The following is a 20,736-nucleotide window of genomic DNA, read 5'->3' on the forward strand; positions in this document are numbered from 1 at the left end:
GGCAGTTGTCCGCCCACCGTGAGGAGCAGCCGTGGCCACGACTGAGGTCGAGCGACACACCGGCAGCAACACTGTTGACGTCGAGGATGTGCCGTCCGCCGCATGGGGATGGTCGACGGAGAACCACAAGGCGATCCACATCGGCGGCATTGTGGCGGCGCTGTTTCTGCTGGCCATGCTGCGCGGCAATCACGTCGGACGTGTCGAGGACGGATTCCTCATCGGCTTCGCCGCACTGATCTTCATCGCGGTCGGCCGTGACTGGTGGCTGCGCCGCCGCGGCTGGATCCGCTAGACCGAGTACAGCGGGCGAAGCGCGTCCGGGCCGAGGCTGAAGAGCGTCTCGGTCCCCGAGACCGGTCCCTTCGGCACCGTCGCGGCGCCGAGGGCGTGCGCCTTGAACGCCTTGGCGGCTGCACTCAGTTTGTGCTCGATCGGGTCGGCCTTGCGGCTGAGCTCGGTCGGCCAGTCCTGACCCCACACCGTCACCTCGGTCAGGCCGCGCTTCAAGATTCCGAGCACACCTGCGCGGATCCGTTCGTCCGCGAGCACACCTGCGCTGACCGCGAGTGCGCCGCCCCGGAAGGCGGCCTTCATCACGTCGGACAGCTCGGCGTCGGCATCCAGCGGCGACGCACCAAGGATCGCGAGGGGCCGGGTGTCGTCGTCGTCGGTGAGCACCACCTTGACGTCCCACCCGGCTCTCGCTTTGTCACACATCCATCCGCCGGCGGATCCGACCAGGTCGGCAATGCTCGAGGCGACCACGGTCAGCTGATAGCGACGGCTCCCGATGGAGTTCGATTCGTCGAGAGGCAGAGGCACCTACGAAGCGTGACACTTTCTTGAGGATCTGTAAAGAATCAGTTTTGGCACCGACATGACGAATTCAGAAAATCTGTAAACCTTGCTCAGCCCGCCGCCGCGGCGAACGGCATGACGGCGCCCACGTCGGTGAGGTCGACGGACATGCCCGCCGCCCGACGTATCTCGACGAAGGCGTCGATCATCGCGTCGGTCGCCTCGTGAGGATCGGCGAGCGTCACATCGTCGGTCAGCACGGAGATCGCGAGCTGGTCCACATAGCTCCACACCGTGATGTTCATCCCGCTGCCGGCCACCACAGGGCCGACCGAGTAGATCTCGGTGACCATGCCGCCTTCGATAGAGCCACGGTCGCGGGGGCCGGGCACGTTCGACACCGTCAGGTTGAACACGCTCGCCGACTCGACTCGCCTTGCCTGGCGACGGAATATCCCCGGCGACATCGCGGGCGGAAGATAGGACATCCAGGCGGGCAGCAGCGCCGGTCCCAGCAGCTGGTGGTTCTCCTTGGCGATACCCGTGGACACCGCCGTCAGCCTCACCCGCTCGAGCGGATCGTCGATGTGCACCGGCAATGACGGTGTGATGTAAGTGAACTCGTTGCCCGCCAACCGCTCCCGAGACGGATTGGTGCTCACCGGTACGCCCGCGATCAGTGGCGATTCAGCCTTTCCGTCGTAGCGCAGAAGCAGGGTGCGCAGCGCGCCTGAGACCGTCGCCAACACGATGTCGTTCAACGTCACACCGAGGTGCTTGGCGGTCTCCTTCACATCGGACAACGCCAGCGGCGCCGTCGCGAACCGCCGTCCCGGGGTCACCACATGATTGACGAAGCACGGCGGCGGCGCGAAATTGCGGGCCAGCTCCGGATGCACGCCGCGTTCCTTGGATCGCCTGCGGACCCGCGAGATCCCTGCGGCGGTTTCACTCACCAACCGGGGCAGCTTGCGGATCAGCCCCACATGATCGCGGCCCGCGGCCGCCAGCAGGTGGCCCCGGGCGCGGGGCACCTCGTCCATGGACGGCGGCGCCACGTCGACGGCATCATGGGGCTCCATCGCCTTGGCCATCTGGTTGGCCGACGCGACGCCGTCGGCAAGGACGTGGTGGACCTTGTGAACGATCGCGATTCGGCCGTCCGCCAATCCCTCGACGAGATACATCTGCCACAGCGGACGGTCGCGGTCCAGCGGTGTACTGGCGATCTCGCCGATCAGCACATCGAGTTCGCGGCGACCGCCTGGTGCCGGTACACGCTCCCGGTGCAGGTGATAGTCGAGGTCGATGTCGTCGTTTTCCGTCCACATCGGGTGATGAAGCTTCATGGGGATGTCGACGAGCTGGTAGCGCAGTGGCGTCAGAGCCATCAACCGGGGGTAGGCGACCTGGCGGAACATCTCGAAGCTGAAGCCGTCGACACCCGAAACATCGAGGATGCCGATCTTCAACGTATGCATGTGGACCTCGGGCGTCTCGCTGTACAGCATCAAAGCGTCGACACCGTTGAGTCGTTTCATATCCCCCCGTTCGACAACGAACTCTGCAATCCCCCGATTGCACTCCTTCGATGACGTTGTCATGCGACTTCGCCAAAGAAATGACACTTCTCCACGCCTTTGTAAGGCTGTGTTCATGAGTCTCGTTACCGGGCGTGGTCCGCTGAGTAAGGATCCTGCCGGATGGTTCACTCCGCCGCTGACCTCGGGCACCGTTTTTGTCGAACCTCACCCTCGGCGAGTGCAGGCGATCCGCGACGGTCGCGCGGTGATCGACACCGAACGGGCGCTGCTGGTGCACCGGCCCGACCGACCGTTGAGCTATGCGTTTCCCGTCGACGAGATCGCGGATCTTCCGGGCGAGCCGGTGCCCGAGGCGCCGGGCCACGTCCAGGTCCCATGGGATGCGGTCGAGGCGTGGGTGGATGAAGGGCGTCGCCTCGTGCACTACCCGCCGAATCCCTATCACCGCGTCGACTGCCGGCCGACCGATCGCGCACTGCGCGTCGCGCTCGGCGGCGAGACTCTGGTGGACACCACTGACACGGTGATCGTCTTCGAAACGGCCCTGGAACCCCGCCTCTACGTCTCACCCTCGCTGGTGCGCACCGACCGGCTTCAGCGATCGCAGACGAGCAGCTACTGCAACTACAAGGGATATGCGACCTACTGGTCCGCGATCGAGGGCGACGGCATCGTCGAGGACGTCGCATGGAGTTACGAGGAACCGCTACCCGAAACCCTGCCCATCAGAGGGTATTTGAGCTTCGACCCCGACCGAGTGGACGTCGTGGCGGGACTGCCGAAACCGTGAGCGTCGGCGGGCTATGAGCCACATCACACCGCGCGCCATGACCTCGCCTCCTACGGTTGCGTCACCGTAACTTACGGTTGCGTACGTTTTCCCTGCTCAGCCACACTTCTATGGGCTGAAGGGAAGGGAAACAGCGGTGGGGCACTACATCGCCAACGTGCGCGATATCGAGTTCAACCTGTTCGAGGTGCTGGGACTTGGCAGCGTTCTGGACTCCGGCGGCTACGGCGACCTCGACGTGGACACCGTGCGCACCATGCTCGACGAGGTCACCCGGCTCGCCGAAGGACCGGTCGCCGAATCGTTCGCCGACGCCGACCGTCATCCGCCCGTGTTCGACCCGCAGACGCACTCCATCAGCGTGCCTGGCGAATTGGCCAAGTCGGTACAGGCGGTCAAGGACGCCGAATGGTGGCGCATCGGAATCGCCGAGGAGATCGGTGGAGTACCAGCGCCTGCACCGCTGGTCTGGGCCATCAACGAGATTCTGCTGTCCGCCAATCCGTCGGCCGGCTTCTGGTGGGCGCTGGGGCCGACCATGGCCAACGCGCTCTACATCGAGGGCACCGACGAGCAAAAGCGTTGGGCCGCAGCGGGTGTGGAGCGCGGCTGGGCGTCGACCATGGTGCTCACCGAGCCCGACGCCGGTTCCGATGTCGGAGCGGGCCGCACCAAGGCCGTTCCACAACCGGACGGCACCTGGCACATCGATGGCGTCAAACGGTTCATCTCCGGCGGTGACGTCGGCGACACCGCGGAGAACATCTTCCACCTCGTTCTCGCCCGCCCGGAGGGCGCGGGACCGGGCACGAAGGGGTTGAGCCTGTTCTTCGTTCCCAAGTTCCACTTCGATCCCGAAACGTTCGAACTCGGTGCGCGCAACGGCGTTTTCACCACCGGCCTGGAACACAAGATGGGGTTGAAATCGTCGCCGACGTGCGAGCTGACGTTCGGCGCCGACGGTGTGCCTGCCGTCGGATATCTGGTCGGCGACATTCACAACGGCATCGCGCAGATGTTCACCGTCATCGAGAACGCGCGGATGACCATCGGCGTCAAGGCCGCCGGCACGTTGTCGACGGGATATCTCAATGCGCTGGCGTACGCCAAGGAGCGCATCCAGGGCGCCGACATGACCCAGATGACCGATAAGACCGCACCGCGGGTCGCGATCATCGCCCATCCCGACGTTCGGCGGAGCCTGATGACTCAGAAGGCCTACGCCGAAGGTCTGCGCGCGCTCTACATGTACGCCGCGGCACATCAGAACAGTGATGTCGCCCAACATGTCTCGGGAGCAGACCCGGATCTGGCACATCGGGTCGACGATCTGCTGCTCCCAGTCGTCAAGGGGGTCGGTTCGGAACGCGCTTCGGAGGTCCTGATCGAATCGCTGCAGACGCTCGGCGGTTCCGGATTTCTGCAGGACTATCCGATCGAGCAGTACATCCGCGATGCGAAGATCGACTCGTTGTACGAAGGCACCACCGCGATCCAGGCGCTGGACTTCATCTTCCGCAAGATCTTCCGCGACAACGGTGCGGCCCTGGCGCACGTGGCGTCGCAGATCAGCAAGACCATTGAAAGTTGCGACGCAGCGCTGAAGCCGCATGCGGATCTGCTGCGGGTGGCGCTCGCCGACGTGCAGGCGATGACGGGCACGCTGACCGGATACCTGATGGCGGCGTCCGAACAACCGTCGGACATCTACAAGATCGGTCTGTCCTCGGTGCGCTACCTGATGGCAGTCGGAGATCTGATCATCGGGTGGCGGCTTCTGGCGCAGGCCGACATCGCGCACGCGGCGCTGGCCGCCGGACCGGGAGCCGACGACGAGGCGTTCTATCAGGGCAAGATCGCAACCGCCGCGTTCTTCGCGTCGAACATGCTGCCGAGGATCACGACGACCTGCAGGATCGTCGAGAACATCGACGACGACATCATGCGTCTGCCGGAGGCGGCCTTCTAGGGTCAGGCTGCCGAATTCGGTTGGGCCACGCTGTCCAGGTCGGGCAGTGGGCGCAGACAGATTTCACGGGCCTCGTCAGCGGGCAGGCCGAACAAACGCAGCAGGTCTTCGGTCACGGTGTCAGCGGCTTCGGCGTCGTCACGGTCGGGCTGATTGCGCAGCAGGTTGCCGAGCCCGAGCAGCGCACCGCCCGCGACAGCCAACGCGAGTTCGGCATCATCGACCGTGAACCGCCCCGCCCGCATCGCTTCGTTGATGTCGCGAAGCGCGCGTGGAGCCAGACCCTTCTCGGATGCCAACAGCGTCAAGCCGTTCGCGAGCAGGATCTGGCTCTCCTGCGGCCGACGTCGAAACAACCGCCCGGTCAGCCGGTAGCGGCAGGCGAAGGTTTCTGCGGGATCCTCAATCGAGGAGGTGAGCTGGTCGAGCAGCGCACCGTGGGCGTCGAGCGCCTCGGTGATCGCGGCGTCGAACAGATGCTCTTTGCTCTCGAAGTGGTTGTAGAAGGACCCCATCCCGACATCTGCCGACTGGGTGATCTCCAGCACCGGCGCATTGACCTTGCCCGCCACGATGAAGCCCTGCGCCGCCTTGATCAACGCGGCGCGGGTGCGCTGTTTGCGTCGCTCGAGGCGGTTCACCGACGCCTCCGCTTGATCACTCACCCACCCAAGGTAGCAGAATTCCTCACTTTTGATGATTTCGTCAGAACTGCTTGACTGAGCGTTGCGTCGTATGTGACGATTTCGTCAGAATATGAGGAGTTGCGTATGAGCCACACGGTCGGCAGCCACAGTGACCTGCACAGCGAGCAGGGAGCACGAGGTGGTGAGCACACCGGGCGGCCACGAAATCCCGTGATCAAGGTCGCCGATATCGCCTGGCTCGAGTTCGCGAAACCGGACCTTGCGCGCGCCGAGGCATTTGCGAAGGCCTTCGGCTTCGCCGTCGCCCTGCGCACCGCCGACGAGCTGACTCTGCGGGGTACCGAGCCCGGCGCGCCGTGTGTGATCGTGCGCCGCGGACCACGGTCGAGATTCGCCGGTATCGCATTCGCCGCGCAGGACCAGGCCGACGTCCTTCGGCTCGCCGACGCCGCGGGCGCATCCGTGCGGGCGCTTCCCGAAGCGATCGGGGGCGTCACGGTCGATATGGCGGACCCGAGCGGGTTTCCCGTGAAGGTGGTCGCGGGGATGCATGACCTGCCCGCCCTGCCCGGCCAGAATGCGCACCTCTTCAACTTCGGCGACCGCCTGGATCGCGCCAACGCCACGCAGCGTCCGACCAGAGCGCCTGCCAGGGTTCGGCGCCTCGGCCACGTCGTCGTCCAGACCACCAGGTACACCCAGGCACTGAACTGGTACCTCGACAACCTCGGCATGATCGTCAGCGACTTCCTCTATTACCCGGGCCAACGGGATCGGGGGCCGGTGATGAGCTTCATGCGCTGCGACCGGGGACCCGTCCCCAGCGACCACCACACACTGGCGATGGCGTTGGGACCGAGCAACCGCTATGTGCACTCGGCCTACCAGGTCTGCGACCTCGACGCACTGGCGGCAGGCGGCGAATACCTCTGCGAGCAAGGCTATTTCCGCTCCTGGGGCATCGGCCGCCACATTCAGGGCAGTCAGCTCTTCGACTACTGGCGCGATCCCGACGGCTTCCTCGTCGAGCACTTCGCCGACGGCGACATGTTCGACAACACCCTGGAGCCGGGCTGGGCACCGTTCACGGCTTCCGGCCTGTCCCAGTGGGGTCCGCCGGTGACGAAGGACTTCCTCGGCCTCACCCCGAAAGCCATTCCACACGAAGCCCTTTCGACGATCAGATCCCTACGTGAAAACAACGAGTTCACCTGGACCCGCCTTCGCGGCCTGCTGAAAGTTGCCAACTCATGACGACGACCATTCTCCGCACGGCCGACGCGTGGTGGGTCCAGACGGCAACGGGCGCCGCCAAAATCGCCACCACGGCAACCACCACCCGTGAGGTGATCGCGGACCGCGAGGCCATCGAATGGGCGACCTACAGCACGGAGACCGTGCCGGTGGACACCCTCGATCTGCTCTCCCCCGTCACCAGGCCGTGCCGTGTGGTGGCGCAGATGACCAACTTCGCGTCGCACGTCAAGGACGCGGGCATGGACCCCCGGTCAATTCCCCTGACGTTCTTCCGCAAGTCGTCGGCCTCCATCAGCGGCCCGTTCGCCGACATCGTCAAGCCCGCCCATGTGAAACTGCTGGACTACGAGGTCGAAATCGGCCTGGTGGTCGGCCAGGACATCCCCGTCGGCACCACGATCTCCGAATCCAGGCTGTCCGACTACATCGCCGGACTCGTTGTCACCAACGACGTCTCGGCCCGCGACATCCAACTCCCCCAGACACAGTTCTACGAGGGCAAGTCGTATCCGACGTTCACACCCGTGGGACCGGCGCTGGTGTTGCTCGACGCCGACGAACTGAAGCGGTTCAGCGACCTGCGGCTGCAGCTGCGCGTCAACGGCGAGCTGCGGCAGAACATGGTCGTCGGTGAGGACATGATCTATCCGCCGACGCAGGCGCTGGACTCGCTGGCCCGGTTTCAGGATCTCGCCGCAGGCGATCTCATCATGACGGGTACGCCGGCAGGCACAGCACTCAGCGCACCGCCGAAGGTGGTCGAGGTCATCGGGTCGCTGCTGCCTCCTGCCGTCAAGTGGAAGGCATTCTTCAAGCGGCAAGCCACCAACCCCAAGTACCTCAAGCACGGCGACGTGGTCGAGCTGACCGTCGCGACCGATGACGGCGCCATCGATCTGGGCACCCAGCGCACCACCGTGAGGTACACGTGACCGAGCCGGCCCCGCGTCCCGTCGTCATCGTCGGCGCCGGTCCCACCGGCGTGACTGCGGCGACACTGTTGGCGCAGTACGGCATCGACTGTCTCGTCCTGGACCGCTGGGCCGACGTCTACCCGCAGCCACGCGCGGTCCATCTCGACGACGAGATCTATCGCATCCTGGCCCGGCTCGGAATCGCCGACCAGTTCGCCGCGATCTCCCGGCCCGCACAGGGTCTGCGTCTTCTGGGCCCTGCGCTGCGGGTGCTCGCCGAATTCCGCCGCGGAACGGCGCTGGGCGCCAACGGTTTCCCCCAGGCGAACATGTTCGACCAACCGGACCTCGAGGCGCTGTTGCGAACCAATCTCGAGCGCTACCCGAAGGCAGAACTTCGTGGCGACGTCGAAGTCACCGGTATGGGAGAGGGGACCGACGGACGCATCCGGGTCACGTTCATCGACCGGACGGACAAATCTGAGCACATGGTCGATGCCGACTACGTCCTCGGCTGCGACGGTGCCAACAGCATCGTGCGCGCCCACATCGGATCGTCGATGGCCGACATGCGATTCGAACAGCGCTGGCTCGTCATCGATATGGCAACCGATTCCGACCTCGGCCAGTGGGATGGCGTGTACCAGGTGTGCGATCCCGTCCGTGCGGCGACGTACATGCGCATCGGATCGTCCCGCTACCGCTGGGAGTTCCGGCTTCTGCCCGGCGAGACCGTCGACGACTTCGGCAGCCTACGGTCGTTGAGACCGCTCATCGCGCCATGGACAGCGGGAGTCGCCGAGGCCGACCTTCGGTTGATCCGCGTCACCGAGTACACCTTCCGCGCGCAACTGGCCGATCGGTGGCGCGCGGGCAACGTCTTTCTGCTCGGCGACGCCGCTCACCTCACGCCGCCCTTCATCGGCCAGGGGCTCGGCGCGGGCGTGCGCGACGCGATGAACCTCGCGTGGAAGCTCGCCGGCGTCATAGGGGGCGACCTTCCGGTCTCCGCGCTGGACAGCTACGAGCAGGAACGAAAGCCTCACACCCGCCATATGATCCGGCTCGCGTTGGCCGTCGGATGGGCGATGACTGCAGGCGGGCAGTTCGGCAATCTCATGCGGCGACTCGTCGTCACGCGGATGAAGTACGTCCCTGGTCTGCGTAGCAAGATCATCGACAGCCGCACACCTGCCCTCGGCAGCTCCGCCTTCGTCCACCGCCGCCGCACCCCGCGGCATCCAGCCGGAACGCTGTGCCCCAATTCAGTGCTTGCCGACGGCCGCAGGCTCGACAGCGCCCTCGGTGACGGCTTCGCACTCGTCACCACCGTGTCGCCGACGGCCGCGCAGCGCGCCGTGCTCGACGAGCGCGGCGCCACCGTGCACGTCGCCACTGCCGACAGCGAGCTCGCCGCATGGCTGAAGGACGCCCACGTCACTGCGGCGGTCGTCCGGCCCGACCGCACCGTGATGCACGCGGGTCGTGACCTTGGCAAGATCTGCGACCAGTTCCCGACCGTACGTCTGCACACGAGGATTCGATCGAATGTCTAGAGCGCCCAACGGTATTCCCGTTTACCGACCAAGTATCTACACGACCGCTGCGATCGTCGACCCCTACCCGCACTACACGGCCCTGCGCAGGCTCGGCTCCGTCGTGTGGCTGTCCAGGCACCGGGTGTATGCGCTGCCGAGGTACACCGAATGCAAGGCGGTGTTGCGTGACGACAAGACGTTCATCTCCAGCAAAGGTGTCGCGCTGAACCCGTTCACCAATCGGCTGTCCCGCGGCACCACGTTGAGCAGCGACGGCACCGAACACGATGAGCGACGCAAGCTCGTCGCACATCGGCTGCTCCCCCGCGCTCTACGCGGCATCGACGACGATGTGCAGGCCCAGGCCGACCACGTGGTCGACGCCGCGCTCGTACGCGGTGAGATCGACGGTGTCGAGGATCTGGCGCTCGCGTTGCCGATGGCCGTCGTGCCCGATCTGGTCGGCTGGCCCCGCGACCAACGCAAGAACCTCTTACGCTGGGGTGCAGCGACATTCGACCTTCTCGGCCCGATGAACCGGCAGGCGCTGAAATCGCTGCCCGCGACACTGCGCATGCTGGGCTATGCCCGCCGTGTAGTCCGCAAGCGCAGCCTCATCGAGGGCAGCGTCGGGCATGAAGTTCTTCTGGCCGCCGATGAGGGCCGGGTGTCGCACGACGAACTCGCACCCCTGATGATCGACTACATCGCGCCGTCGCTGGACACCACGATCAGCGCCATCTCCAATGCGTTGCACCTGTTCGCCACCCACCCCGATCAGTGGCGACTCCTCAAGGACGACCCCGCCCTGATACCCGGCGCCGTCAACGAGGTCCTGCGCTACGAATCCCCGTTGCGCGCGTTCTCGCGCCACGTGCTCCATGACACCGACATCGCCGGACACCGGATCCCGGCCGGTGCACGGGTGTTGATCGTCTACGCGTCAGCCAATCGCGACGATCGCGAGTGGGAAGCACCTGATCGCTTCGACATTCGGCGCGATGCCACCCGCCAGCTGGGCTTCGGCCACGGTGCGCACGCCTGCGCGGGACAAGGGTTGGCACGGCTGGAAACCCAGGCGATGCTGCGGGCTCTCGCCGAACGGGTCGACCGTATCGAGCTGGTGGCACCCCCGGCGTGGGCGCTGAACAACATCATCCGCCGACACGAGCGGTTACCGCTGAAGCTGATCGCGGCCTGACCGACCAGCCTCGCTCAACTCGCGGCCTTGATCACCGAACTGCCGAAACGTTCGATCGTCTCGAGCACGTGCGCGAGGTTGTCACCGGGCAGCCCGACCTGTACCCAGGTAACACCCACTGCCGCAAGATTTTCCAGGCCGGTCAGATAGGCGTCGGCGTTGAAGTCGTCGCTTCCGGGACTGCCGCCGTCGGCGTTGGTGAACGTGACGTCGATGCCCGTGAAATCCCGGCCGGCGACGTCGAACCGGCGACGCAGGTCTTCGACGCCGGATGCCAGTGCCTCTGAGTCCATGACCGCGGTGCGTGCGGTCTGAGCGAGCATCGCGGGCGCCGGGAACGGGCACCAGCCGTCACCGTGGTTGACAACACGCTTGCGGGCAGCGGAGGTGTTACCGCCGATCCAGATCGGCGGATGCGGTGTGCTCACCGGCCGCGGATGAGCCGTGATGCCCTTGGCGCTGAAATGCCGGCCCTCGAAGGAGAAGTCGTCGGTGGTCCAGATCCCCCGGATCACCTCGAGGGCTTCCTCGAACAGCGCAGCGCGCTCGTCGAACTCCACACCGAGTGCGGTGAACTCGCGCTTGAGGTAGCCCACACCGACCCCGAGCGTGAACCGCCCCTCCGACAGGAGATCGAGCGTCGCGCCCGCCTTGGCCACCACGAACGGGTTGCGGTACGGCAGCACGACGATGTTCGGGATCAGCCGCAGCGTCGTGGTCCGCGCCGCGGCGTAACCCATCGCGACGAACGGGTCCACCGCGTCGTGTCCGCCGGACTCCAACCACCGTTGCGACGGCGCCGGATGGTCGGTGAACCCGAAGCCGTGGAAGCCCGCCGCCTCGGCCGCCGCCGCAACCGTGGCGATGCCCGAACCGGTCACCAGCTCCGGGTTGTACGGATGGCTGTGCATCGGATGGGTGAAAGTGAACCGCATGTCGTGCTCCGCTTCCGCGCGGCGAGCCGCGCATTCAACACTAGAACAATCTTCTCGATTTCTGAGAATGTCGTTACCATGCGAACCACGGAAAGTACAGCGTTCGCGCCGCAGAAGGGTCCACCGGAGATGAGCGAGACGACCAGCGAGCCGGCCGGCGAGACGACCGTCGCCTCGGTCCGGCACGGGCCGTTCGCAGGCCGCCTGGACCCCGAGACCATCGCGCGCTACGCCGACGCCACCGGCGACCGGACGGCCTCGGTGCTGGACGGACACGCGGTTCCCGCGGTGTTTCCGGTGATCCTGGTGTTCACGCCGAACGAAGCGGCCAGGGGGGACCTCCCGGCGTCGGTCTGGCGTGATGTCCGCGGCGGGGTCCACGGCGCACACGACATCGTGCTGCACCGGCCGCTGGTCCCCGGCGAGCCGCTGCACACCTGGTCGCAGATACGCGCAGTGCGGACATCGGGGTCGGGCACCCGGGTTGTGATGCGGTTCGAGCAGATCGGCGCCGACGGGGCCGTCGCCGTCGAACAGTGGTGGACGATGGTGCTGCTCGGGCTTTCCGGAGTCGCGGATCTCGGCGGCATGCCCGCGGATCACCGATTCCCCGACGATGCCAGAACACGGCTGATCGGATCCGCCACCCACCACATCGGCGCCGACACGGCACACCGTTACGCGGAGGTGTCCGGGGACTGGTCTGCGCATCACTTCGACATCGAGGCAGCCCGCGCCGCCGGGTTCGATTTCGTCTTCACCCACGGCCTGAGCACCATGGCGATCTGCGCACACCGCCTGCTCGATCTGCTCGGCGTCGTCGATCCAGGCCGCGTCCGGCGGATCGCCGTGCGCTTCGCATCGCCCACACCGCTGGACTGTGATCTGACGGTGAACGCCTTTGGCATATCAAAACATTCGATTGCCTTCGAGGCCGTCGCCGGCGGAGCGACAACCATCACCCACGGAAGATTGGAGCTACGGACTTGACCAAGACCGAGATCGGTGTCTATCTGCCTCAGATGGGCTTGAGCTACGAGCAGGTCCTGCACCGCACGCTGCGCTGTGAACAGGTCGGTATCGACTCGGTATGGCTCTACGACCATCTCTACGCACCGGGCATGCCGGACTACCCGTCGTTGGAGGCCTGGACTCTGGCCACCGCGCTACTCAGCCGCACCGAACGTATCCAGATCGGACATATGGTGCTGTGCAACCAGTTCCGTCATCCCGCGGTGCTGGCCAAGATGGCGACGACACTCGACCAGATCTCGGCGGGCAGATTGCAGCTCGGCATCGGCAGCGGATCGATCGAGGACGAACATTCCCGCGTCGGGTTGGCGTGGGGGACGTTCGCCGAGCGGTCCGAGCGGCTCGGCGAGACGCTGCAGATCCTCCATCAGGCGTTCGCCGACGAGGTGATCGACTTCACCGGAACGCATTTCATTGTCAAGGACATGCCGATCAAACCGGGTCCGGTCCGCAGGCCCCGGCCGCCGATCGTCGTGGGCGGCGTCGGCGAGAAGTACACACTGCCGTTGGTCGCACGCTACGCAGACGTCTGGAACGTCCCGACGTATGCGCTCGGCGACCTCGAGCACAAGGTCTCCGTACTGCGATCGATATGCGATGAGGTCGGCAGGGACCCGTCGACGATCGTGCTGTCGATCGAGGCGGTGATGGCCCTGGCGGCGGACGACGCATCACTGCCCGACGTGCGGCAGCTGGCCGAGAAGCGCTTCGGCGTACCGGCATTCGGGCTCAAGGAAGGCGGTCTCGTCGGCACGCCGCCCGCGATCGTCGACCGCCTCCACGAGCTGCAGCAGCTGGGATTCGGCCAGATCGTGTTGTTCACCCACGACCGCGGATCCGACGAGACCCTCGATCTGCTCGCCTCGCAGGTGATCTCGAAACTCTAGGTCGGCTTCTTCACCGGTGGCGCGTATGCCGGGCGCCCGAGACCCAGCGCGTGCTGGGCGATCATGTTGCGGAACACCTCGAGGGTGCCGCCATAGATACCCGTAGGCCCAGCCAGCCGGAAGACGTACTCGGCTCCCCCGTCGGCCTGGGCGCCGTTGGCATCGACAGGAAGCGTGGAGACCGCACCCTGGATGTCCATCAGGTCCAGCGATACATCGCGCATGGTCTGCGCGTTGGCAACTCGGCCGAACATGTCCGGAGTGCTCATCGCCGCCTCCATGCGGGCGATGCCGCGACCCAGCCGGTACCTCACGGCATCGTCGTCGGCCGCCACTGCGGCAACCTTGTCGATGGCCTCGGCGAGCAGGACGAGATGCTCGGCCATGGCGGCGACCTTCTGCAGACCGTCGGCGCCGCGTTCGACGGTGCCGTGCTCGTCGTTGAGTGCGTCACGCAGTACGGTCCAGCCGCCGTTGACCTCACCGATGCGGTACCTGTCGTCGACGCGGACATCGCTGTAATAGGTGATGTTGGTGCGGTCGCCGTCCACGGTGCGAATCGGTTGGATCTCGACACCTTGCGAGTCCAACGGCACGAGGAACATGGTCAGGCTCTGGTGTTTGGGCGCGGTCGGATCGGTGTTCGTGATCAGGAATACGTAGGACGCGTTCTGCGCGTTGGAGGTGAACATCTTCGAGCCGTTGATGATCCAGTCCTCACCGTCGCGTACCGCGCGCGTCTTGCACGTCGCGACATCGGATCCGCCTTCCGGCTCGGTGTATCCGAGGCACAGCCGGATTCGCCCCGACAGCGCTCGTTCCATCACCTCTTCTTTGAGCGCGGCTGATCCGAACTGCCGCACCGCGCGGGCGACCATCGCCGTCGTGCCCCAGTGGAACCACGGTGTGTGGGCACGGCCGATCTCGAGATTCCAGAGCCGCCGTCTGAGCCGACTGAAGCCGCCGTCGGCTTCGTCATTGAACTCCGCGGCAAGGTAGCCGGCCTCGCCGAGCGCGAGATGAACGTCCTCGTCGAAGTTCTCGCCGGTCTCGCGGTCTCGCCGGATGACTTCATCGGTCACGAGAGTCTTCAGCAGTGCCCGGAGCTCGTCCTGGAAGGCCTGGTCGTCAGCGGACAGTTCGACGCGGGAGAAGTCCACTCACTGAGCGTGACAGTTTCCGATTGATCTGTAAAGTCACGCCTGATGTGGTCACTTCTGAGCCAACTTCTGGCACCGGCGATGGTGGTGGCTATATCGCCATTCTCGATCATCGTCGCCATCTTCCTGGTGCTCCACACCGATCGCGCCCTGTCCAACGGCTTGGCATTCCTGGTCGGCAGGCTGCTGGCTCTAGCTGCTGTGACAGCGGTTTTCCTCCAGGTACCGAGGTTGGTGAGCAGCCTCAACCGGCCGGTCTCACCGCCGGTGCTGATCGCCGCGGGCGGCATCCTCCTCGTGATGGGCGTATGGGTCTGGCTGCGGCGCGACCGGATGACCGAGGAGCCTAAGTGGCTGACCAGATTCAACCGGCTCACACCTGTCGGTGCCCTGGCGATCGGGGCGCTGCTCGTCGTGTCGAATCCGAAGATGCTGGCCGCCTCGGCGGCGGCCGGGTTGCTGATCGGCACCGCGGGCGTCAGCATCGCGGGCGCGAGCGGCGCGGTCGTGTACTACTCGGTCGTGGCCAGTTCGACGGTCGCCGTCCCGGTGCTCGTTTATCTGGCCGTCGGCGTGCGGGCCGAAGGCCAACTCACCCGACTCAGGCAGTGGCTGCACCGACGCAGCGGACTCGTCTCGGCCGTCATCCTCGTGGCGATCGGAATCACCGTGCTGGTCATGGGAATCAGCGAGCTGTAGACAGAAGGAGAATAACCGTGGGCATCGTCACCACAAGCTCGGAGACCGTATTCAGCCAATCACCCGAGGCCATCTACGACTTCGTGACAAACCCCGCGAACTGGACCAAGACGTATCCGGGCGGTCCGGACATCCGCAACCTTCCGGACCGGTTACCGCTGCAGGTCGGTGACACGTGGGACGAGGCCCACCCCGATCCGGCGAAGGACCGCGTCTTCACATGGCAGCTCTCGATGGCGGTGTGGCCAAGCCTTTTCGTGTTCAGCTCGGTCGGGCGCCTTGGCCACGACAGTGCGGGCAACGGCGGACTCGAAGGACGGATGACGATCGAGTACCGCTTCACCCAGCCCGGTGATGGCCTCACCCTCTTCGGCAGAACGATGACGATCGAGGCCTACCGACATGCCCCGTTGACCGACGGCTTCTTCCGGATGGTCAATCCGTCCCACATCGACGCGTACCACGCCGCGGTAGCGCGCGAGCTCGCAGCAACCTAGACGATCGGTTCAGGGTGACGGTCGCGAGAACGCGTTCCGCAGCGCGGCCCCCTGGAGATCGAACAGGCGCACGCTCGTCTCCCAGTCGGGCATCAGCGAGTCGAACCCGTGGCACGTGCCGGGGAAGACATGGAGTTCGACGGCTACCGAAGCCCACATGAGTCTCAGCGCGTAGTCGATCGCTTCATCACGCAGCGGGTCGAGTTCCGAGCAGGTGATCAACGCGTTTGCGACACCGGATAATTCGCGTGCGCGCCCGGGAGCGGCGTCGACGGAGACGGATCCGTCCCCGACGTAGTGCCGCCACATCTGTTCGACCGCGGGTCCGTCGAACCCCGGGGTCGCGAGGAATTCGTCCTTGGACGGCGTCGGCCGGTCGTCGAGCACGGGTTGATGCAGCAGCTGGAACATGACGGACGGCACCGCGCCATCCGCCGCGCACTGCGCCACACGCGCGGCCAGCGCCGCACCGGCGCTACTGCCGGCCACCGCGATGCGACCGACGTCGACGCCCAGTTCCGAAGCATTCTCCGCAACCCAGGTGAGCACGGTCGACACATCGTCGAGCGCTGCGGGATGCGGATGTTCGGGAGCCAGTCGATAGTCGACGGACACCACCGTGCAGCTCCCCTGCCTGGCGAACTGGACGCACTGGCGGTGGTCGGTGTCGAGGTTGCCCAGCACGAAAGCCCCTGAGTGGCAGTAGATCACCACCGGCGACGGAGGTCCCGCGCCTCGATAGATCCGCACCGGCACCGACCCCCCGTCACGCTGCTCGATCTCCACCCCGGCGGTGTTGACATCTCTGGCGCTCTCGGCACGGCGCTGGTTCAAGGAGTCACGAACGAAGCCCAGCACGCTCGGCGACAGATCGGTTCGGGCCGCCGCAAGGTGACGCAGTGCGGGATCGAGCCGCGCCACGAAGTCCGCGTCCACGCCGCTATCGCTTCGCCGCCGCGTGCGATCCCACCTCGACGGCGGGCGGCCGCGCAGGAGGTTCGAAGATGTATTCGCCGGGGCGGAAGCGACGCGTCATCTCCCAGAACGCGCGTGCGCTGCGCGGCCACTGCGTGACGACGCGACCGTTGGGGGCGCGGAAGTAGTTGCTGCAGCGGGTAAGCCACACGGTGCCCTGCATCCACTCGTCGATTCTGGCGATGAAATCCGTCATCGTCGTGTTGCGCACCGCGACGTACGCCTTGCGTTTGCGCCGCATGTACTTCAGCGCGCGCACGATGTAATGGGCCTGCGCCTCGAGCATGAAGATGACGCTGTTGGACCCGACGTTGGTGTTCGGACCGTAGAGCATGAAGAAGTTGGGGAATCCCGGGACGGCCATACCCAGATACGCATATGCCCCGTCACTCCATGTCTCGCGCAGTGTGACGTTGCCTTCTCCGACGACGTCGATCTGCCCGAGGTAGTCCGCCGCCGCGTAGCCCGTCGCGCACAACACCACGTCGACGTCCAGCTGGCGACTGTCGGCGGTCACCAACGAGCGCGCGCGCAGCGCTCTGGCGGGGCTCGACACCACCTCGACGTGAGGCAACGACAGGGTCTGCAGGTAATCGGTGGCGAACACCAGTCGCTTGCACCCGAACGGATGCTCCGGAGTCAGCCTGCGGCGCAACTCCTCATCGGGCACCGCGGCCTCGAGGGTGCGCAATGCGATATCCCTGAACTCGTGCGTCTTCTCGCTCTCGTTCTCGATCACACCGATGTTGGACTCACTGCGCAGCCACAGCCGCGTCCGGTAGATCTTCTTGGCGAACGGAACGTGCGCGAACAGCCACTTCTCGCGATCGGTGTATGGGCGGTCGGGTTTCGGCAGAATCCATGTCGGCGATCGCTGCACCGAGTAGACCTTCTTCGCGACCTTGGCGACCGCGGGGATCAATTGTGCCGCCGTCGATCCGGTGCCCAGGACGGCCACGCGTGCGTCCGAGAGGTCGACGGAGTGGTCCCACCGCGCCGTGTGCATGAGCGTTCCGGTGAACGGCTCCTCCTCGGCGAGATCGGGAAGTACCGGCTGGGTGAACAGCCCGATCGCCGAAACCACCAGATCGAAGGTGTATCGCTCACCGGCTGTCGTCGTCAGCAGCCACGTCCTGGTGTGAGCGTCCCAGCGCGCCGAGGCGACCTCGGTGTGCAGCTTCAGATGCCCAGCCAGCTGGTAGCGCTCTGCGCAGCGCTCGAAATAGCCGAGGATCTCCCGCTGTCCGGACCACAGCCGTGACCAGCGGGCGTTGAGGTCGAACGAGTACGAGTAGAGGTGCGACTTCACATCGCAGGCCAGTCCCGGATATGTGTTGATCCGCCACGTTCCCCCGACCCCGTCCTCACGGTCGAAGATGGTGAAGTCACGAAAACCGTTCTTCCTCAGAAGAATTGCCAGTGCAAGGCCGCCGGGGCCGGCGCCGATGATTCCCACCGACGGGCTCATCCCATCCGCAGACATTGCCCTCCGTCCACGACGATTTCGGAACCCGTCATGAAGGACGCCTTGTCAGAGACCAGGAACGCCACCACGTTCGCGACCTCGGCCGGCTCCCCCAGGCGCCCGAACGTGGCGGTCAACCTGCTTTGCGTCGCATCGTCGAGCATCGGTGTCGCGATCGGACCGGGGAAGACCGCGTTGACACGGATGCCGTCGGGGGCGAGTTCGGCGGCGACGGCCTGGGTCAGTCCGCGCAGCGCCCATTTCGACGATCCGTAGGCGGTGTGGTTCGGGAACGGCCGAATGGCACCGGTACTCACCGTGTTGACGATCGCGGCCCCATCGGCCCGCCGCAGTTCCGGCAGCGACGCCTGAATTCCCAGGAACGGTCCGAGACAGTTGAACCGCCAACTGCCTTCGAAACCTTCCGCCGTCTCATCGTCGAGCGACGCCCGGTGGAGCACCCCGGCGTTGTTGATCAGCGCCGACAACCCGCCGAATCGGTCGACGGTGGCGCGCACCGCATCGTCCCAGTGCGGCGCGGAGGTCACGTCGAGCTCGACGGCGATCACGTTGTCGCCAAGGGCTTCGGTGTTCGATCTCAGTTCATCGATGCGCACATCACCCGCGGCGACCTGGAAGCCTTCGGCGTGCAATCGCTCGACGATCGCCGCGCCCTGCCCGCGGGCCGCGCCAGTGACAAGAGCCACCCGGTCCGTCACTGTGCCTCCCTCAGATGCTCGACCGCACCGCGCCGCAGGGCCGCAGACTCCGATGCCAGCGTGATCATCCGAAAGCCCATTTCGGACATGGCCTTTCCCGGCTTACCCGCATTGGCGTGGATTCCGGGCACCAGGCCCGCATCCGATGCGACCGACTTGATACGCGCCACGGCATCGAGCACTGCAGGCGCAGACAACGCTGTGATCGGGTCCTCTCCCATCGTGATCGCGAGGTCGGCGGGACCCACGTACACACCCGCCAGCCCGGGTACGGCGCACACCTCGTCGAGTGCGGAAAGTCCTCGCACGGTCTCGATCATCGCGAACACGCTCGCGCGGGCCTCGTGTTCGGCCGGGTCGAGCCCGATGTCGGCACGCAGTGGCCCGAAACTGCGCACCCCGGCGGGCGCGTACCGGGTTGCGGCGACCGCCGCGGCGGCGGCCTCGGCCGACTCGATCATCGCGATGATCACCGCATCGGCACCGGCATCGAGGACGCGACCGATCGGCGCGGGATCCGCCGAGGGCAGCCGGACCGCGGTCGCGATCGGCACATGCTCGAGCCGACGCAACAGGAGCGCGACGTCCGCATCGTCGAGATAGCCGTGCTGCACGTCGAATCCGACGTAGTCGTAACCAGCCCGCGCAAACTCCTCGGGGCCGAGGATTGTCGGCCCGACCACCCATCCACCCCAGACGTGCCGTTTGGTGGCGAGCGCGTCCTGCAGTCTGCCGGTCACTGGGCGATCGCGATCTTCACGCGTTCCGGGTCAGGCCTGCAGGCCAGGTCGAACGCCGATTGGACCTCGTCGACGCCGAAGGTGTGGGTGACGTAGGCGACGAGCAGATCGGGGTGTTCTTTCGCGAATGCGTTGGCGGCATCCAGAACTCGCCGCCGGTCGAGCGTCACACCGGACTTGAGCGTCAGGTTCTTGCGCAGCATGGCGCGCATGCTGATCGGGTAGCTGTCGTCATCGGGCACCCCGAAATAAAGCACGGTGCCGCCCGGTGCCGCGGCGTCGATGGCGTGACCGAGTGTCGCGACCTGGTGGCCGACGGCCTCGACGACGACATCGGGCCGGTCGGCGGGGTCCAGGTGACTCACCCATCTGTCGCTGGTGGCGCGGACGATGGTGTCGACGCCGAACTCCTTGCCGAGCCCGTCGCGGTCGACGGGGTCGACACCGGTCACGTGACGGGCACCCAGAACCTTTGCGGCATAGGAGAACAACAACCCGATCGAGCCCTGCCCGATGACGCCGACATGTCGCCCCGTGAGATCGCCGAGTTGTTCCATGGCGTACAGAACGCAGGCCAGCGGTTGCAGCGCGACGGCGTGCTGGGCACTCAGGGCGGGATCGTAGGGAGCCAGACCGTCGCCGTCTGCCACCACGAGTCCCGTCAGACCGTCGAAGCCCGAGGCCCAGCCGACGACGCGGTCACCGGCGCGGTGGCCGCTGTGCCGGCTCGCCAACACCTCCCCCACGACCTCGTGGACCGGAAAGCCCACCATCTCGGCAGCATTGCGCCCGGTGTCGCCGGAGATCTTGCCGCGCACACCACGGAACGGGGGCAGGTCGCTGCCGCAGACCCCGGCGGCCATGAAGCGCAGCAGGACTTGCCTGTCGTCGAGGTCGTCGGCGGTCTTGTCGGGAACATCCAGTCGCTCAAAGGTGTACGGCGCGACGAGTCGGTAGGCCCACACC

The 20,736-nt window shown here is 65.9% G+C and carries 21 protein-coding genes; 11 read left to right on the top strand and 10 right to left on the bottom strand.

Annotation, left to right across the window (positions count from 1 at the left end):
- Positions 1-31: 31 nt before the first annotated feature.
- Entirely contained in the window at positions 32-295 is a 264-nt protein-coding gene (locus AB4Z42_RS05740; protein WP_442008186.1) for a DUF2631 domain-containing protein, read from the top strand.
- On the opposite strand, the gene AB4Z42_RS05745 is transcribed toward AB4Z42_RS05740, so the two are convergent.
- Positions 292-825 (bottom strand): hypothetical protein, encoded by a 534-nt coding sequence (locus AB4Z42_RS05745; RefSeq protein WP_442008187.1) that lies wholly within the window; start codon positions 823-825, stop codon positions 292-294. The two genes, AB4Z42_RS05740 and AB4Z42_RS05745, sit on opposite strands and share 4 nt — an antisense overlap.
- Before the next feature lie 86 nt (positions 826-911).
- Complete coding sequence (locus AB4Z42_RS05750; RefSeq protein WP_442008188.1) at positions 912-2,342, bottom strand: WS/DGAT/MGAT family O-acyltransferase; 1,431 nt, start codon at positions 2,340-2,342, stop codon at positions 912-914.
- 115 nt (positions 2,343-2,457) lie between these two features.
- Here AB4Z42_RS05750 and AB4Z42_RS05755 point away from each other — a divergent pair, with 115 nt between their 5' ends.
- Together AB4Z42_RS05755 and AB4Z42_RS05760 are read left to right on the top strand one after the other, a co-directional pair.
- Positions 2,458-3,135, top strand: coding sequence for a DUF427 domain-containing protein (locus AB4Z42_RS05755; RefSeq protein ID WP_442008189.1), 678 nt, complete (start codon positions 2,458-2,460; stop codon positions 3,133-3,135).
- A 136-nt stretch (positions 3,136-3,271) separates the two neighbouring features.
- Positions 3,272-5,104: an acyl-CoA dehydrogenase gene (locus AB4Z42_RS05760; protein ID WP_442008190.1), complete on the top strand. Its 1,833-nt coding sequence runs from the start codon at positions 3,272-3,274 to the stop codon at positions 5,102-5,104.
- Between the two features lie 2 nt (positions 5,105-5,106).
- Here AB4Z42_RS05760 and AB4Z42_RS05765 read toward each other — a convergent pair whose 3' ends face one another.
- On the bottom strand, positions 5,107-5,769 hold the full coding sequence (locus tag AB4Z42_RS05765; RefSeq protein ID WP_442008191.1) for a TetR/AcrR family transcriptional regulator: 663 nt from the start codon (positions 5,767-5,769) through the stop codon (positions 5,107-5,109).
- 105 nt (positions 5,770-5,874) lie between these two features.
- On the opposite strand from AB4Z42_RS05765, the gene AB4Z42_RS05770 reads away from it, so the two are divergent.
- From AB4Z42_RS05770 to AB4Z42_RS05785, 4 genes are read left to right on the top strand one after another with little or no spacing between them, the layout of a single operon-like run.
- Positions 5,875-7,005 (top strand): VOC family protein, encoded by a 1,131-nt coding sequence (locus tag AB4Z42_RS05770; RefSeq protein WP_442008192.1) that lies wholly within the window; start codon positions 5,875-5,877, stop codon positions 7,003-7,005.
- The gene (locus AB4Z42_RS05775; RefSeq protein ID WP_442008193.1) at positions 7,002-7,940 is read left to right on the top strand and encodes a fumarylacetoacetate hydrolase family protein; all 939 of its coding nucleotides are present in this window, start codon (positions 7,002-7,004) and stop codon (positions 7,938-7,940) included. Before AB4Z42_RS05770 ends, AB4Z42_RS05775 begins: the two co-directional genes overlap by 4 nt.
- Complete coding sequence (gene mhpA / locus AB4Z42_RS05780; protein WP_442008194.1) at positions 7,937-9,478, top strand: bifunctional 3-(3-hydroxy-phenyl)propionate/3-hydroxycinnamic acid hydroxylase MhpA; 1,542 nt, start codon at positions 7,937-7,939, stop codon at positions 9,476-9,478. The genes AB4Z42_RS05775 and mhpA overlap by 4 nt, the downstream gene beginning before the upstream one ends.
- Entirely contained in the window at positions 9,471-10,661 is a 1,191-nt protein-coding gene (locus AB4Z42_RS05785) for a cytochrome P450 (protein WP_442008195.1), read from the top strand. The genes mhpA and AB4Z42_RS05785 overlap by 8 nt, the downstream gene beginning before the upstream one ends.
- Before the next feature lie 14 nt (positions 10,662-10,675).
- On the opposite strand, the gene AB4Z42_RS05790 is transcribed toward AB4Z42_RS05785, so the two are convergent.
- The gene (locus AB4Z42_RS05790; RefSeq protein ID WP_442008196.1) at positions 10,676-11,596 is read right to left on the bottom strand and encodes an LLM class F420-dependent oxidoreductase; all 921 of its coding nucleotides are present in this window, start codon (positions 11,594-11,596) and stop codon (positions 10,676-10,678) included.
- A gap of 78 nt (positions 11,597-11,674) precedes the next feature.
- Between AB4Z42_RS05790 and AB4Z42_RS05795 the strand changes: the two genes are divergently transcribed.
- A complete protein-coding gene (locus AB4Z42_RS05795) occupies positions 11,675-12,586 on the top strand; it encodes a MaoC/PaaZ C-terminal domain-containing protein (RefSeq protein WP_442008197.1) in 912 nt (303 codons plus the stop codon).
- Positions 12,583-13,515, top strand: coding sequence for an LLM class flavin-dependent oxidoreductase (locus AB4Z42_RS05800; protein ID WP_442008198.1), 933 nt, complete (start codon positions 12,583-12,585; stop codon positions 13,513-13,515). The genes AB4Z42_RS05795 and AB4Z42_RS05800 overlap by 4 nt, the downstream gene beginning before the upstream one ends.
- Here AB4Z42_RS05800 and AB4Z42_RS05805 read toward each other — a convergent pair.
- Positions 13,512-14,675 carry an acyl-CoA dehydrogenase family protein gene (locus AB4Z42_RS05805; protein ID WP_442008199.1) on the bottom strand — a complete coding sequence of 388 codons (1,164 nt, stop codon included), beginning with the start codon at positions 14,673-14,675 and terminating at the stop codon, positions 13,512-13,514. The genes AB4Z42_RS05800 and AB4Z42_RS05805 overlap by 4 nt on opposite strands.
- A 45-nt stretch (positions 14,676-14,720) precedes the next feature.
- On the opposite strand from AB4Z42_RS05805, the gene AB4Z42_RS05810 reads away from it, so the two are divergent.
- Together AB4Z42_RS05810 and AB4Z42_RS05815 are read left to right on the top strand one after the other, a co-directional pair.
- Positions 14,721-15,374, top strand: coding sequence for a GAP family protein (locus AB4Z42_RS05810; protein ID WP_442008200.1), 654 nt, complete (start codon positions 14,721-14,723; stop codon positions 15,372-15,374).
- A gap of 17 nt (positions 15,375-15,391) precedes the next feature.
- Positions 15,392-15,871 (top strand): SRPBCC family protein, encoded by a 480-nt coding sequence (locus AB4Z42_RS05815; RefSeq protein WP_442008201.1) that lies wholly within the window; start codon positions 15,392-15,394, stop codon positions 15,869-15,871.
- A gap of 9 nt (positions 15,872-15,880) precedes the next feature.
- Here AB4Z42_RS05815 and AB4Z42_RS05820 read toward each other — a convergent pair whose 3' ends face one another.
- The 5 genes from AB4Z42_RS05820 to AB4Z42_RS05840 are packed head-to-tail and all read right to left on the bottom strand — an operon-like array spanning position 15,881 to position 20,735.
- Complete coding sequence (locus tag AB4Z42_RS05820) at positions 15,881-16,807, bottom strand: alpha/beta hydrolase (RefSeq protein ID WP_442008202.1); 927 nt, start codon at positions 16,805-16,807, stop codon at positions 15,881-15,883.
- A 4-nt stretch (positions 16,808-16,811) separates the two neighbouring features.
- The gene (locus AB4Z42_RS05825; RefSeq protein ID WP_442008203.1) at positions 16,812-18,329 is read right to left on the bottom strand and encodes a flavin-containing monooxygenase; all 1,518 of its coding nucleotides are present in this window, start codon (positions 18,327-18,329) and stop codon (positions 16,812-16,814) included.
- Positions 18,311-19,030, bottom strand: coding sequence for an SDR family NAD(P)-dependent oxidoreductase (locus AB4Z42_RS05830; protein WP_442008204.1), 720 nt, complete (start codon positions 19,028-19,030; stop codon positions 18,311-18,313). Before AB4Z42_RS05830 ends, AB4Z42_RS05825 begins: the two co-directional genes overlap by 19 nt.
- Complete coding sequence (locus AB4Z42_RS05835; RefSeq protein WP_442008205.1) at positions 19,027-19,770, bottom strand: HpcH/HpaI aldolase family protein; 744 nt, start codon at positions 19,768-19,770, stop codon at positions 19,027-19,029. Before AB4Z42_RS05835 ends, AB4Z42_RS05830 begins: the two co-directional genes overlap by 4 nt.
- Complete coding sequence (locus AB4Z42_RS05840; protein ID WP_442008206.1) at positions 19,767-20,735, bottom strand: zinc-binding dehydrogenase; 969 nt, start codon at positions 20,733-20,735, stop codon at positions 19,767-19,769. The genes AB4Z42_RS05835 and AB4Z42_RS05840 overlap by 4 nt, the downstream gene beginning before the upstream one ends.
- Between the last annotated feature and the right edge of the window lies 1 nt (position 20,736).

This window comes from Mycobacterium sp. 2YAF39 (assembly GCF_052114565.1).
GTDB lineage: Bacteria > Actinomycetota > Actinomycetes > Mycobacteriales > Mycobacteriaceae > Mycobacterium.

Coding starts and splice junctions, on each gene's coding strand:
- AB4Z42_RS05785 (WP_442008195.1), top strand. CDS start 9,471: ATGTCTAGAGCGCCCAACGGTATTCCCGTTTACCGACCAAGTATCTAC.
- AB4Z42_RS05755 (WP_442008189.1), top strand. CDS start 2,458: ATGAGTCTCGTTACCGGGCGTGGTCCGCTGAGTAAGGATCCTGCCGGA.
- AB4Z42_RS05775 (WP_442008193.1), top strand. CDS start 7,002: ATGACGACGACCATTCTCCGCACGGCCGACGCGTGGTGGGTCCAGACG.
- AB4Z42_RS05750 (WP_442008188.1), bottom strand. CDS start 2,342: ATGAAACGACTCAACGGTGTCGACGCTTTGATGCTGTACAGCGAGACG.
- AB4Z42_RS05795 (WP_442008197.1), top strand. CDS start 11,675: ATGCGAACCACGGAAAGTACAGCGTTCGCGCCGCAGAAGGGTCCACCG.
- AB4Z42_RS05810 (WP_442008200.1), top strand. CDS start 14,721: ATGTGGTCACTTCTGAGCCAACTTCTGGCACCGGCGATGGTGGTGGCT.
- AB4Z42_RS05770 (WP_442008192.1), top strand. CDS start 5,875: ATGAGCCACACGGTCGGCAGCCACAGTGACCTGCACAGCGAGCAGGGA.
- AB4Z42_RS05825 (WP_442008203.1), bottom strand. CDS start 18,329: ATGTCTGCGGATGGGATGAGCCCGTCGGTGGGAATCATCGGCGCCGGC.
- AB4Z42_RS05790 (WP_442008196.1), bottom strand. CDS start 11,596: ATGCGGTTCACTTTCACCCATCCGATGCACAGCCATCCGTACAACCCG.